We start from the raw sequence: 13,904 nt of genomic DNA on the forward strand, positions 1-13,904 counted from the left end.
ATAGATTAAACTTCAACTTTTCTTTTCTAAACCAATAGAAAGTTTCTGTTTCTCAGGTAATGTTGTGTATTCCGAAACAATTCTCCGGAACTCTTCACCCTCAATAGTTTCCTTTTCTATTAAAAGGTCTACCAACCTGTCCATCACCACACGATTTTCTCTAATGATTCGGCGAGCTTCCTCATGACAATGAACAGCTATTGCTCGAACTTGATGGTCAATTTTAGTCGCAACTTCCTCAGAATATTCTGACTGTGACTGCCAACCTCGACCCAAAAATACTTCCTCACTAGGATTCTCCAAAGCAACTGGCCCTAGATCTGACATTCCATAACGAGTTACCATTTCACGGGTCAAATTAGCCACACTCCTAATATCGTTAGCAGCTCCCACCGTTACCTCCGCAGGGCCAAAAATCTCTTCCTCTGCAGCACGCCCACCTAAAGAAATTGTAATTCTGTCTATTAACCAAGAACGGGTATATAATCCACTGTCTACCATTGCTTCATCCATAATTGGTTGAGCAAAACCACCCACTCCCCCAGAACGAGGAATAATAGTCACCTTATTCAGAGGGTCGGCATTTTTGAGCAAAGTCATTAACAAAGCGTGTCCGACTTCATGGTAAGCAATTAACCGTTTTTTCTTACTATCCAATAATGGAGTTAAACTCAAACCGATGGTCACTCGGTCAATAGCATCATCAACTTCCGAAGGTGTAATTGCTTCCTTACGTCTTCTAGCAGTCAGAATAGCTGCTTCGTTCAGCATATTGGCTAAGTCTGCTCCTGAAAAACCTGGTGTCCGTCGAGCGATCGCCTCCAAGGAAATCTCTGGAGTTAGTTTTTTATTCCGAGCATGGACTTCCAAAATTCCCAAGCGTCCATTATAAGCAGGCAAGTCTACAGTTACTTGTCTATCAAACCGACCAGGACGTAATAATGCAGCATCCAGGACATCAGGACGGTTAGTTGCAGCGATAATAATGATGCCTGTATTGCCTTCAAACCCATCCATCTCTGTCAGTAACTGGTTCAGGGTTTGTTCCCTTTCATCATTACCCCCACCAATACCAGCTCCTCGTTGTCTACCCACCGCATCTATTTCATCTATAAATATGATGCAAGGAGCATTTTCTTTGGCTTTACGAAATAGGTCTCGTACGCGAGAAGCTCCCACACCCACGAACATTTCCACAAATTCTGAGCCAGAGATACTGAAAAATGGAACTCCTGCTTCTCCAGCGATCGCCTTTGCTAATAGAGTTTTACCTGTTCCCGGAGGTCCTACCAAAAGTACTCCTTTCGGAATTTTCGCCCCAATAGCTGTAAATTTTTCTGGCTTTTTGAGGAAACTGACTACTTCCTGAAGTTCTTCTTTTGCTTCTTCGATACCTGCCACATCATCGAATAATACTCCTGTTTTGGCCTCCATTTGAAAACGTGCCCTGGACTTGCCAAAGTTTAAAGCATTTCCCTGTGACTGACTAGAACGACGCAGAATACTGAGTAGTACAATGATAACTACAAAGACAATGAGGATATTGAATATAATGCCCATAGCAGCGCTATTGTCGGGAGAGCGCTTCAGTTCAAAGTCAATTTTTTGAGCGCGAACTCGGTCCAGTAACTCTGGGTTATACTCAAATAAATTGACGGTATACATAGATTCATTACTTTTTTGCCCTTTCAGGCTAACTTTAGCAATTCCTTGAGAGGGATAAGCATCTATTTCTGTAACTTCACCAGCTTTAATTTTCTCGAGCAGCTGAGTGTAGCTCAGAGAGTTTTGAGTATTACTTTTATTAGCAAAAGCTGGAGTTCCGAGTAAGGCACCTTGAGCAATTATCCCAGTCGCCAAAATTCTCCATATAAGTTTTTTATATTTTTGAAAAATAATAGTTTTGGTATTTTGGGTATTAGCTTTAGGATTCCACGGTGATGGGTGATGGTTGTTAATTTTATTCGGCCCATCTGTTTTTATTTGTTTCCAGAAATTTTTCATTAGTATTCTTGAGTCGTGGCCTTTTATCTAGATTAAGGGTACATATCTATATCAATAGCGTATTTCATTATCTTTGCAGTAGTGGTAGTTTGATTCATATCTGATACCAATTACCATGCATTAATGCTGAACTTAAGTAGCACTTCAATTATTAAGTAATTAACACAAGCCAAATTACATTTTTGGTAATTAGGGCTTGCTGATTAAATCTGAAAGCATTGACAGGTAAAGGTTGTAGCATTCCGATCGCCATTTCCAGGCGGGGTTGCGCGACCCAATTATTTTGAGAAATAAAACAAGTAAGTTTCCGTTCTACTGAACTTATCCAAACTTACCCCCCAACCCAACTCCCAGGGCTATAGAATATAAGTTGAAGATTTTTTAATTTTTATTTCGTCAGATGAAATAAATTGAAATATAATTAAAAAATGAACAAATATATCAGACTGATATAAATGCTTGAGTTATCTGCCCTCGGTTTACTGCAAAAGAAGCCTCTGCACGGCTATCGTTTAAAGCAACAGCTAGAATTATTTATGAGTAGCTGTATTAGCATTAACTATGGTGCTATATATCCATTGCTGAAACGATTAGAAGAGCGGGGTTATATTTTCGTAGTTACAGAAGAACCAGGGGAAGCCGGGTGTAGTCGTAAAATCTATCAAATAACAGAAAAAGGGCGCGATCGCTGGCGTGAAAAAATGCTAGAAAATCTCAAAGAAAGTTGGGTAAAAGGTCGCTCTAGATTTCTGATTAAATTTTTCTTTTTCAGTGATTTAGAACCCATAGAACGAGTAAAACTGATCGAACATCGTTTAATAGTTTGTCAACTACGTCAAGAATATTTAGATAGTCAACAATCTGAAAATATACAACGAGACCCCTATCAATTTTCGGCTTGGAATCGAGCAAAATCAATGCTTAATTCAGAAATGCAATGGCTCAGAGAAGAATTAGTCAAAGAATTAGAACTGATAAATTTTGATTCTAATCAAGCAAAAAAACATAATTTTAACTCTATATTAACTGCAGAAATTTAGTCAAAATCACAAAAAATAAAGGTTAAATAAATGTCAAATTTCAATTCATCAAACTCAGCAATTAAAGACAAAACTAAACCACCAGAAAATATCCAGGAGAATACCAAAATAGAAATATATGAAGACCAGACAAAAACTACTCTGGAATGGTTTCAACCTGAGAAAAAGAATTTTTCTGGTGTACTTTGGGCAACAGTAATTATTGCCACCCTCGGAGTAGGATTTTTAGGAGGACAATGGTGGCAGTCTCAAAGTAGCGAAACAGCTAACAAACCATCAACAGTAGCTCCAGGTAGACGACGAAGTACCCTAGTTAAAGCCATACCAATAGAAACTACCTCCCTCCAAGAAATCTCAGAATTTGTCGGGAAACTCGAAGCAAAACGCTCAGTCGAAGTTAGACCAGAAATAGATGGTAGAGTAGTAGAAATTTTAGCCCAGGAAGGAACCTTTATATCCAAAGGGCAGGCGATCGCTAAACTCAAAAGTGATAATGTGGAAGCCAACTTAAGGAGAACTAAAGCAAACCTCCGGCGAACTCAAGCACGTTTAGCAGAACTCAAAACCGGAGCAAGGCCAGAACAAATTGCCGCATCTAGAGCGCGTCTTAACCAATCTCAAGCACGTTTAGCAGAACTCAAAACTGGAGCAAGACCAGAACAAATTGCCGCAGCTAGAGCGCGCCTTAATCAATCTCAAGCAAGTTTAGCAGAACTACGAGCAGGTACTCGTAATGAAGAAATTGCTCAGGCAAAAGCACAACTACAAGAGGCAGAAGCACGACTGGCCAATGCCAAGTCAGGTAGTCTGTTAGAAGAAATTGCTCAAGCTAAGGCGCAAATAGAATTACAACAAGCAGAATTAGAGTTAGCTAGCGAACAAGTAAAGCGAAATCAAAATTTGAGAGCAGAAGGAGCGATCGCTGAATTAACTTTTCAGGAAATTTTTAAACAAGAGAAGGCAGCTAAAGCAAGAGTAGAGGAAGCAAAAAGACGAGTGACTCAATTACAAAAAAATAGAGAGTCTACAATTGAGACATTAGAAGCAGCAGTAGAACAACAACGCCAAGTATTGAGAAGGTTAGAAAATGGTACTCGCCCCGAAGAAATTGCTAGAGCAGAAGCGGAGGTGGCAGAAGCTAGTAGTAATTTAGAGGAGTTACAAAATGGCACTCGTCCTGAAGAAATTGCTAGAGCAGAAGCGGAGGTGGCAGAAGCTAGTAGTAATTTAGAGGAGTTACAAAACGGTACTCGTCCTGAAGAAATTGCTCAGGCGAATGCAGATGTGGCAGCAGCACAAGCAGAGGTAGAGAGTTTAGAAGCGGAGTTACGGGATACGGTAGTTGTAGCACCCTTTGCTGGAATTGTGGGAAATATGATTGTGAAAATGGGAGATTTTGTTACTGATGATGACACTATTACTACTGTGACGGCAAATCAAGTATTAGAAATAAATTTACCAATTCCTTTAGAGCGACGAGGGGATTTAAAATTGGGTTTACCTGTGGAGATTAAGAATTCAGAAGAGAAACCTGTGGGAATGGGGAAAGTTAGTTTTATTTCTCCTACTGTTAGTAGTGACTCTCAAACTATTTTAGTTAAAGCAGATGTGGATAATAGTGCTGGAAAGTTAAGAGATGGTCAGTTTGTGCGGGTAAATGTGATTTGGGATAGACGTCAAACTGTGGTAGTACCAATGACAGCGGTAGGTTTTCAAGGAGAAGAAAGGTTTGTGTATTTGTTGGAAGGAGCGGGTGAGGAGCAGAAAGCAAAACGCCAGATAATAGAGTTAGGTTTGGTTAAGGGTGATGTGACTGAGGTGGTGTCTGGTTTACAATCTGGTGACAAGTTGATTGTTTCAGGGGTGCAAAAGTTGAAGGATGGCTCTGCTGTGAAGCTTTTAAATTCAGATAAAGGAAAGAATAAGAGATAGTTGGAACTTATATCATTTGCCCTCTCTCGGGGAGCTATGTCAGCGGATAATTAGTTATCATAAAATTTTTTTTGTAGTTTTGCTCTATCCCTTTAAATACTTGTCTTATATCATGTCTCTTTAAATACCCACAAATAACATTTATTAGGTAGTAGAGAGTAGGGGGCAATTTGATAGATTCTCAAAATAATTGAGAAAATATCATTTTTATTATGTCTAATTAATGAGACTTGATATTAGGGATAGAGCAAAACTACGAGCCTTATTATAATTATAAGTTTTCTACTGCAAGCGTAGCTCCTTCGAAGAGGGAAAATGATGTTAAAATCCCCTGGCTATCATCTTCAATTCCAGCTTTAATACCAAATTGATAAATGTTTGCTACAAATAGCTAGGATATTTCTTAGGAGTCAACCCACCCCTAACCCCTCCCAGGAGGGGAAGTCAGGAGGACCGAGTCAGAATGAATAGTTTAAATACCATTTTTTAGGTCGTAAATCATTCTTTTCTCTTGGTGCGCGTTCCGCAAGCGAGCTGGCGTCGTCGCGGGGTCGCACCGCTTTGTCAAAGTGCATATCCTGCATTTGCATTTTTATTCCTCTTACTATTAGTAACATTCTTTTTTTGAATTGGTATAATCTACAGAAAAATTATAAATTTTATACTTCAATATACATCTGATAAAATTGCAGATGTAGACCATTTTTTGTACATTTTTTAATCAATTTTCTTTCCTATTGCCTGTTGTATATAGCGCTGTGCGCAGGCAACAGCTCATCTGGCAACAGCTCATCTGGGGGAATAAAAGACCGATAATACAAGACTTTTAGCTATTGGACAGTTCTTGTAATTTGTAAATATGCCAGCGCACATTGCTATACTTCTGCAAAAAGTCTATTATTTTTCGTAGATATCTAATTAATTTTAATTACATTATGATATATTTTTTCTGATTTTGCAGCATTTAATTTGAGGTTAAATTATGTTTCTATCCGTCTACGAACCAGGGTAGAAAATTGTTCTCTTAGTTCCACATTTTCAAACAAATTCAAAATATATTTAGCTAGACTCTCCCAATCTTTTTCTTGTGCTAAAAAACCCGTTTATCCATCAATTATTGCTTCTGGAATACCTGCATGAATCGAACTAACAACAGGTAATCCCATTGCTTGTGCTTCTAGAATAACTATCGGTAATCACTCGGATTCTCCTGTAGGAGTAGTAACGCTTGGCGCTCCCAATAAAAAAGCTTTATTCATCAATTATTTGACAACTTCAGGTGGTTTAACTCCAAGAAAACAGTAATTAGATAACAAACTTCCAGCTAAACTTTCTAAAGATGAACGTAAAATTCCATCGCCAATAACTACTAATTTTATATTAGGAATAGTTTTTTGTACTTGAGCGATCGCCCGAATTAAATATTCACATCCTTCTTCCCTGGCGTTGCTGAGTGGTAATGATTTTGAGATTAACTTTGGGCGCAAAACATCAGTTTTTCAATTTTACCTTCAGCTAATAGACATCTCCAAGAATCAAAAATCAATATCGATATCCCAAAGAAATTATCAATTCTTTCCCCTCCACGGTCGGGGCCCGCGGGTGGGTTCCCTACTGCCTACAGCAAAGCTGCCTACTCCCTATGGGTGGAGTAGATGTCTAATTATCATTACATTTAAGCAACGCCTTTTTTTCTATTAACCGTCCGACAAATAAAACAATCGGTTCTAGTTTTACTTCTGGATTCGGTGTAAATTTATCTACATCTATACCGATATAATTAACTTTAATTTTCTCTGACAGACATCCTTTTTCAATTAGTTGAGAGCGGATAAATTCAGAAACAGCAATAAAATAGTCCGCTTCTTGAAATAGGCGATCGCGATTCCTAAAATATAATTATCGAAAAAATTGACCGCGATTATTGACAAAATCCCAGATCTGTGCATAAAAACTTTGAGATTGATTTAGGGTTATTTCTGTGGTAGCATAATAACCATAAAAAGTTACGATGAGGGGTATGTTTAACTTTTTTGCTAGTGGCAGTGCTAAAACCCCATCCAGACCAAAATGAGCGTGAATTAACTGAGGCGATAAATCTTGCAAAGATTTCAGCCAGCGAGGATGGATAAAACCAGTTAATTTGTAGGCTGTTTTCCAGAGACCAGGAGGAGAGGCTAAGTAACCCAGAATAATCGCTCTATCCTGGGGAATCATTGATTTGGCAGTGAAAAAGCCAGATGAGCCAACGTAGAATCCTTGATAGGATGAAAAATTCTCCACTTGTGCGGGGATAAAAGTTTCTGATTAGGGAATTAATTGGTCGCGATAGATAATTACTATTGGTTTCATTAGTTGCTTTGGCAAAAAAGAGCGATATTAGACTTTTTTATGTCCTGTAAAATTATCAACATTGGCAAACAATTCTTTCAGTTTCAGCAAAGAATAAATATATTTGTAGTTAGTAAATTTTTTTTCAAATTAAATCTTGCTTATTTATATCTAAATGTAAAGCCACCAAAAATATAAAGTTTGTCGTTAATAACTGTTGTCGCACTTTCTAGGAGTGGGGTAGGAAGTGGAGCGCCTATCTTCCATAACCTGTGAGGGAGCATCCAATTTTCAAGTGTTTGTGTGATTGAGACCATAATTAATTGTTATAAGTAATTTTTTTGAGCAACTAAAAATTTAATTGTTTTTAGTTTGCTAACCTATAGCTTCAGTAGATGCTGCTTTCTCTTTAATTTTTTCCGCAAATTCCAACATTTTTCCCTTGCTTTTTCTGTAGCTATTTTTAATCGAGTTTGGTCAACTTTCATTTTCTTTCAAAACAGGGATAATTTTTTCCTGATAACTATGGATAATATCTCCCGAATTAGCTGAACTGGGAGGTAATTACAGACTTTATCAGTCTATTACCTCCTTAATAACATAAAAAATAAATCTCAACTATCAATAAAGCTTGGTTAAAGCTGCTTCTACTTTTGGAGGTAAACGGCGCATGATTTTGCCTTTTTCTCGGTCAACAGTTACTAATGTTACTCTGGCTGTAACATATAATTCTTTACCATCCAAAGATTGAATTTGGTAATCCCAGTCTAGTTTGACTCCTTGAGTATTTGTCATGCGAGTCCTGACTGCAACTACCATCCCAAACTTGACCGCTTTGTGATAACGTACTGAAAGTTCTACCACTGGTAAATCGCAACCAAGGTTAACCAACTCAGCATACTCAATACCAATAGAACGCAAACTTTCTATTCGTGCCTCCTCCATCCAGGAAATATAAGTCCCATGCCAAACAACACCAGCATAATCAGTGTGATGAGGATGAACTCGGACTATATATTCAAACCAAGCATCTGATTTCTGAGTAGATTGATTTTCAATCGCACTTGTGGGTAACTGAGATTGAGATTGTTCTGATGAGGCCACTTTACAAAATTTGCTAAAACGCTACATTTCTCAAAGTTATCATGGGTACAGGAGATTTATGCTATTTTTAAACGTTATTATTTGCTGATTCACTCAATTAAAAAATGATAAACAAAATTTTGTTAGCTGTTGCTGGTCGGGGACTATGTGAGCAGATGCTCAATATGTTGATGGACATCCCTTACTTCCAAGTAGCATCTGTGACTGTCTTGCACGTTGTCCCCCCTCAACCTAGTGCAGAAGGTATGTCTGCTAAGTTAGAAGAAGGTGGAAAAATCCTGGCAGAGGCTGTTCAATCTTTAAAAATAGATCCAAAAAAAGTTAATCCCCGACTCAAACAAGGAGACCCCAAGGATATTGTTTGTCAAGTAGCTGATGAAGAAGAATCTGAACTAATTATTATGGGTTCCCGGGGCTTAGGCAAACTGCAAGCTATTCTGGAAAATTCAGTTAGTCAATATGTTTTCCAGTTAACTTCCCGTCCAATGCTACTTGTGAAAGACGATATCTACGTTAAAAAAATCAGGCGGGTGATGGTAGCTCTAAATTCATCAGAAGGAGGAAAAAGTTCTCTACAGTTGGCTATTTCCTTAGTGAATCAAATTCCTGGGGGACAATTAATTTTGAGTCATGTTAAGAAAGATCCCAGTGGAAAATCAATGCAAGATTATACTGCCGATGCAGAAAAAGACCCTGTTGTAGCTGAAGCTGCAGCAGAAGCAAAAAAAATGGGTATTCAATATCGCTGTGTTGCTGCCAGTGGTAAACCTGGTCCAGAAATTTGTAAAATTTCCCAGGATTTGAATGTAGACCTATTGATATTGGGCTCACCAGACCGCCGTCCATCCAGTGCTAAGAATCTTGTGGACCTTGATAAACTATTAGGAAATTCTCTATCGGATTATGTGCGAGTTTATGCCAATTGTCCTGTATTGTTAGCTCGCCAGAGTAGTAGTTAGGGTTTGCTGAAAAAGTCTTTTTGTCAAGGTAGGAGTCAGGAGTCAGGAGTCAGGAGTCAGGAAGAACAGGGTATTATCAGGAGGTAGTCGGAAGAACTGTCCCCTCATTTTTCTGCCCTCTAATGCCCAAAATATTAACTTTTGAAGCTTGAGACATCTCAAACTAGGCACTTTTTTCGACCCTAAAAAGACTAAAGCCAATATCAGTCAATGCTTTGAGATTTAATCAGCAGAGCAATAATTAGAAAAAAACGGCAAAGTAGGAGGACAATTTTTTAAATTATGCTCCTACTCTGAGTGTGTAAACTGCTAAATTTTTAGCTTTCGTTGTTACCAGTTTGAATATACAAAATGATTAAGAAAACGGCTGGCACAAATATGAACAAAATGGTTGCCACAAAGCCTAAATCATTAACTGCCATGATTAACCCACCTTGAATTGAAAAAAACCACAAGGTTAAGAATACCATTATTTGCTATTTGCGCTTTGGTTTTGTTTTAATAGTTACAGGACCGTTAACCATGGTTTGACAAGCTAATCTATAAGAAGGGGGTTTCTTCTTCAACTTTTTTTCTTCCACTGGAGTACGGGGTGAAAGATTTTCCAGACCTTCAACTACCTCTACGACACAGGTTCCACATTGTCCATAGCCCCCGCAATTCATCATTTTGCCTGTAAAGGTGTAGAGGTCAATACGGTTTTCTAGAGCTTTGATTCTTAAATTTGCTCCATCAGCAGCAATTATTTCTTGGTTTTCTTGTTCAAATTTGATGTTGGCCATTATGAATTATTAACTTATATTGAGATTGGTAATTCTAAAAAAATGTTAACTAATGTTGAGAAGTTTAATATCATATTCAGTTGAATACTCATAAATAACTTAGCTAGGAGTCAGGAGTCAGGAGTCAGGAGTCAGGAGTCAGAAGTTAAAAGTCAGTAGGAATAAAGGGTGAGAGTGGGAATTATCTGGGGATATTCTGGCATTTTATGTCTGCATTGAATGGAAGTAGAAAGTGCGTTGATTGTATAGGCGGATTTTATGTAATATCAAATCCGTTTAATTCGGTATACAAAAATGTTCCATCTTCAACCATTACCAAATATTTCTCGATCTCCCCATCTCCCCATCTAATTACACCGATGCTACCGGATTTGATATAACTTGTTCTGTTGGAAGAAGACAGAAGAAAAAGCCACTATAAAACTCAGAGAAAGCAATATTTGGTTGTCCTGCTCGCGTAATGGTAAAGATATATATTTTTTAATTTCTTCCCACACTCCCCACACTCTATCTACCATTACTATGCACCACAACCCAATATTTTTTCCTCTTGCTTCTTGCTTCTTGCTTCTTGCTTCTTGCTTCTTCAAGGAGTATCTGACAAATCTCCACCAGGAAGATTACTAACAGCTCGCTGTAGCTCTGACAAAGAACGGTTATAGTCAATAATTGCAGTTAGCAAATTATTCTCAGCTCTGGTCAAGTCTGTCTCAGCATTAATAACCTCCAACTGAGTTCCCACACCTGCTTGAAATCTTAATCGCGCCAAACGTAAAGCCTCTTTGGCCTGTTCCACGCCTAATTCTGCTGTAGAAATATTCTCAAAACTGGCTTCCAAACCAAAAAAGGCTTGTTCAACTTCACGACGAACCTGATTTCTAACTTGCTCAAACCGATTTTCTGCAATATCTTGATCTAGAATACTCTGTCTAGCAGCTGCCCTAGCTGCACCACCATCAAAGAAATTCCATCTAAAGTTGAATCCTACTGTAGTTCCATCGGCCCAACCTCTTGCAGCAAAAGGGCTTAAGTTATCAGTAGTTAACGCCAACACATTGTAAGTGGCAAAGAAATTTAAGCTTGGCCTGATGGCTGAGAGAGCTAATTTTCGTTGCTCATCGCTTAAGTCTCTTTGTACCAACTGCTGTTCTAACTCAGCTCGGTTTTGAAAAGCAGACACAATTGTTTCATCTAAAGATAGAGGCCAAGACCCTGCTGGCTCAATTGGGTCAGCAGCCGTTAAATTGATTAACTGACTTATATTCAATCTTTCCACTAAGCGACGTTGAGCAGTACGCTGGTCTCGAAATGCATTTGTCAGATTTTGTTGTTCGTTTGACAATGTTACTTGAGCTTGCAGTACATCAAACCTAGTTCCAACTCCAGCTCTTTCTAAAGCTTCTGCATCCTCTAAACTTTTTCTAGCGTTAGCCACAGCAGCTTCCCCAATTCTGACTCGTCCATCTGATTCTTGTAGATCGTAGTATTCATCAGATACATCAAAGCGTAATTGTTCTGAAACTCTTTCTAACTCTAGTTCTCGGAGGTGCATTTGTTCTCTAGCAATTCCAATTCTAGCAGAACGAGCTTTACCAAGGCCAAGGTCATAGTCAAATCGAAATGTATTATCAAAAGTCGTGACTGGGAAATTTTGAATATCTGTGTCTATAAATTCTGTACCCCTACTTTCTGCAAGTCGTTGTTGAGCTTTTGCCTGTAAATCACCACTAGCACTTTCTATACGTTGTAGGGCTGATTCAAAAGTTAGGCTGGGCCAGAGAGCAGCTTGAGCTTCTCGCATACTTGCTCTGCTTCTTTCAACTTCTAATTGAGCAATTTCTATTTCTGGATTATTGCGTCTGGCTAAATCAATGGCTTGTTCTAAAGTAATTGGTATGGTTTCTTCTATCTGTACTTCATCGGGGGTAATTGGAAAGTTTAATGGATTAGAAGATTTTGGTTGAATTTGAGGGGGAGGATTTGTTTTTAAGGTTCCGTCTGGTACTGGTGGAGGAAAACTTTCTGTTGTTTGTTGAACAATGATAAAGCCAGTATCTCTTGATGAAGGTTTTTGATTTTCTACTCTGGCTAAATTAGGAACAGTATTGTTGTTTGGAGTTTGATTGAGACCTGTGGTTATCTGGGCTGATTTTTTCTGTGTTGAAGTATTCCCAAAAGTAGGTGGATTATGAATTGTTGTGGCTGAATTTCGATTATTTCTACCGGGCAATCTTAGGGGATGAGTTAAGCCTAATGCTTGGGTTTCAGTCTGTGCTAAGTCATTGACTGTTTCCATTATCGGTGCTCGATTGATGCTTGTCATTACTCGGTAAGAATTTCCTAGAATTGAATTTCTTTCTGATGTTGTTTTGGGGTTATTTGTTTCGTTTTCTTGATTCGGTTGTAAATTTGTCTGAAATTTTGCTGTTTCAATTTTAGGATTTTCTGCTTTTGGTTTTGACTGTAGCAAATCTAATAAACTAGAATTTGATTTCTCTAATTCAACCAATTTTTTTGATTCTACATTAAATTTTTCAGCCCCTTTACCAGCGAGAATAATTGACTGTTGAAATTCTGTTTCGTTACCCGGATTAATTTCTGCTGCTCTATGAGAATTACCATACTTTGACTGTAGCAAATCTAATAAACTAGAATTTGATTTCTCTAATTCAACCAATTTTTTTGATTCTACATTAAATTTTTCAGCCCCTTTACCAGCGAGAATAATTGACTGTTGAAATTCTGTTTCGTTACCCGGATTAATTTCTGCTGCTCTATGAGAATTACCATACTTTGACTGTAGCAAATCTAATAAACTAGAATTTGATTTCTCTAATTCAACCAAATTTTTCGATTCTACATCAAATTTTTTAGCCCCTTTACCAGCGAGAGTAATTGATTGTTGAAATTCTGTTTCGTTACCCGGATTAATTTCCGTTTCTACCTCATAATTATCTGAATTTGACTGTAGCAAATCTAATAAACTAGAATTTGATTTCTCTAATTCAACCAAATTTTTCGATTCTACATCAAATTTTTTAGCCCCTTTACCAGCGAGAGTAATTGATTGTTGAAATTCTGTTTCGTTACCCGGATTAATTTCCGTTTCTACCTCATAATTATCTGAATTTGACTGTAATAAATCTAATAAACTAGAATTTGATTTCTCTAACTCAACCAAATTTTTCGATTCTACATTAAATTTTTGATTCTTGTTAGCTGCAAAACTACGATTAATATTTTGTTTAAATGGTAATACTGAGGACGAAACATTTTCTCCCTTTCTATGGGATTTTAATTCGGTCAATAAACTACCTGTATTTTCATATATATGTTCAAATTTTTTTAAAGATGAAATAATCTCTTGATTAGGTTTTGACTTAGGTAATTGTTTATTAATATTGACTTTTGAGTGTCTTGTTGATGGTGCTTTTGTACCTAATGAAGGAGCATCAGAATTTGAATTTAACTTTTCTAATAAACTGCCTTGAGGTCTTGATTGAGTAATATCCTCTAAAGAATCAGTATCTGACTTGACTTCTTGAGTTTCTGTTACCTCAATAGATTTTTCTTTGACCTCTTGTGGGTCTAAAATAGAATCTTTAGGAGTATTACTTTGGGAGTGCATAGGTGGTGGGGCAGTAGACCCCTGTCCCGCATTTGAAATAACTACTCCGATCGCTCCTACTACCAATACATTACGAAAAACACTCATGGATTTTTTTATTCGTCTCCAAGTCCAACTGATATTT

General features: G+C 37.7%; 12 protein-coding genes. 3 read left to right on the top strand and 9 right to left on the bottom strand.

Translation table 11 applies throughout. The annotated features are described in order from the left end of the window. Positions 1–12 precede the first annotated feature (12 nt). On the bottom strand, positions 13–2,004 hold the full coding sequence (gene ftsH / locus F6K27_RS07020; RefSeq protein WP_287274248.1) for an ATP-dependent zinc metalloprotease FtsH: 1,992 nt from the start codon (positions 2,002–2,004) through the stop codon (positions 13–15). 455 nt (positions 2,005–2,459) lie between these two features. Between ftsH and F6K27_RS07025 the strand changes: the two genes are divergently transcribed. Together F6K27_RS07025 and F6K27_RS07030 are read left to right on the top strand one after the other, a co-directional pair. Next, the gene (locus F6K27_RS07025; protein ID WP_287274246.1) at positions 2,460–3,044 is read left to right on the top strand and encodes a PadR family transcriptional regulator; all 585 of its coding nucleotides are present in this window, start codon (positions 2,460–2,462) and stop codon (positions 3,042–3,044) included. Positions 3,045–3,074: 30 nt separating this feature from the next. After that, complete coding sequence (locus tag F6K27_RS07030; protein WP_287274244.1) at positions 3,075–4,976, top strand: efflux RND transporter periplasmic adaptor subunit; 1,902 nt, start codon at positions 3,075–3,077, stop codon at positions 4,974–4,976. Positions 4,977–6,079: 1,103 nt separating this feature from the next. On the opposite strand, the gene F6K27_RS33565 is transcribed toward F6K27_RS07030, so the two are convergent. The 4 genes from F6K27_RS33565 to F6K27_RS07045 form a co-directional block, all read right to left on the bottom strand. Beyond that, entirely contained in the window at positions 6,080–6,166 is an 87-nt protein-coding gene (locus F6K27_RS33565; RefSeq protein WP_353735950.1) for a glycosyltransferase, read from the bottom strand. 72 nt (positions 6,167–6,238) lie between these two features. Next, positions 6,239–6,463: a hypothetical protein gene (locus F6K27_RS07035; protein WP_287274242.1), complete on the bottom strand. Its 225-nt coding sequence runs from the start codon at positions 6,461–6,463 to the stop codon at positions 6,239–6,241. A 412-nt stretch (positions 6,464–6,875) separates the two neighbouring features. Then, positions 6,876–7,259, bottom strand: a complete 384-nt coding sequence (locus tag F6K27_RS07040) for a hypothetical protein (protein WP_287274240.1) — start codon at positions 7,257–7,259, stop codon at positions 6,876–6,878. 669 nt (positions 7,260–7,928) lie between these two features. Next, complete coding sequence (locus tag F6K27_RS07045) at positions 7,929–8,411, bottom strand: thioesterase family protein (protein WP_124147324.1); 483 nt, start codon at positions 8,409–8,411, stop codon at positions 7,929–7,931. Between the two features lie 104 nt (positions 8,412–8,515). On the opposite strand from F6K27_RS07045, the gene F6K27_RS07050 reads away from it, so the two are divergent. Continuing rightward, the gene (locus tag F6K27_RS07050; protein ID WP_124147323.1) at positions 8,516–9,370 is read left to right on the top strand and encodes a universal stress protein; all 855 of its coding nucleotides are present in this window, start codon (positions 8,516–8,518) and stop codon (positions 9,368–9,370) included. 317 nt (positions 9,371–9,687) lie between these two features. Here F6K27_RS07050 and psbM read toward each other — a convergent pair whose 3' ends face one another. From psbM to F6K27_RS07070, 4 genes are all read right to left on the bottom strand, one after another. Further along, positions 9,688–9,792, bottom strand: coding sequence for a photosystem II reaction center protein PsbM (gene psbM / locus F6K27_RS07055; protein ID WP_124147322.1), 105 nt, complete (start codon positions 9,790–9,792; stop codon positions 9,688–9,690). A gap of 54 nt (positions 9,793–9,846) precedes the next feature. Continuing rightward, positions 9,847–10,152, bottom strand: a complete 306-nt coding sequence (locus F6K27_RS07060) for a 2Fe-2S iron-sulfur cluster-binding protein (protein ID WP_124147321.1) — start codon at positions 10,150–10,152, stop codon at positions 9,847–9,849. Positions 10,153–10,514: 362 nt separating this feature from the next. Beyond that, positions 10,515–10,742, bottom strand: a complete 228-nt coding sequence (locus F6K27_RS07065) for a hypothetical protein (protein ID WP_287274239.1) — start codon at positions 10,740–10,742, stop codon at positions 10,515–10,517. Continuing rightward, positions 10,739–13,867, bottom strand: a complete 3,129-nt coding sequence (locus tag F6K27_RS07070; RefSeq protein ID WP_287284089.1) for a TolC family protein — start codon at positions 13,865–13,867, stop codon at positions 10,739–10,741. Before F6K27_RS07070 ends, F6K27_RS07065 begins: the two co-directional genes overlap by 4 nt. Positions 13,868–13,904: the final 37 nt, after the last annotated feature.

This window comes from Okeania sp. SIO2F5 (assembly GCF_010692685.1).
In the GTDB taxonomy this organism is placed as follows: Bacteria; Cyanobacteriota; Cyanobacteriia; order Cyanobacteriales; family Microcoleaceae; genus Okeania; species Okeania hirsuta.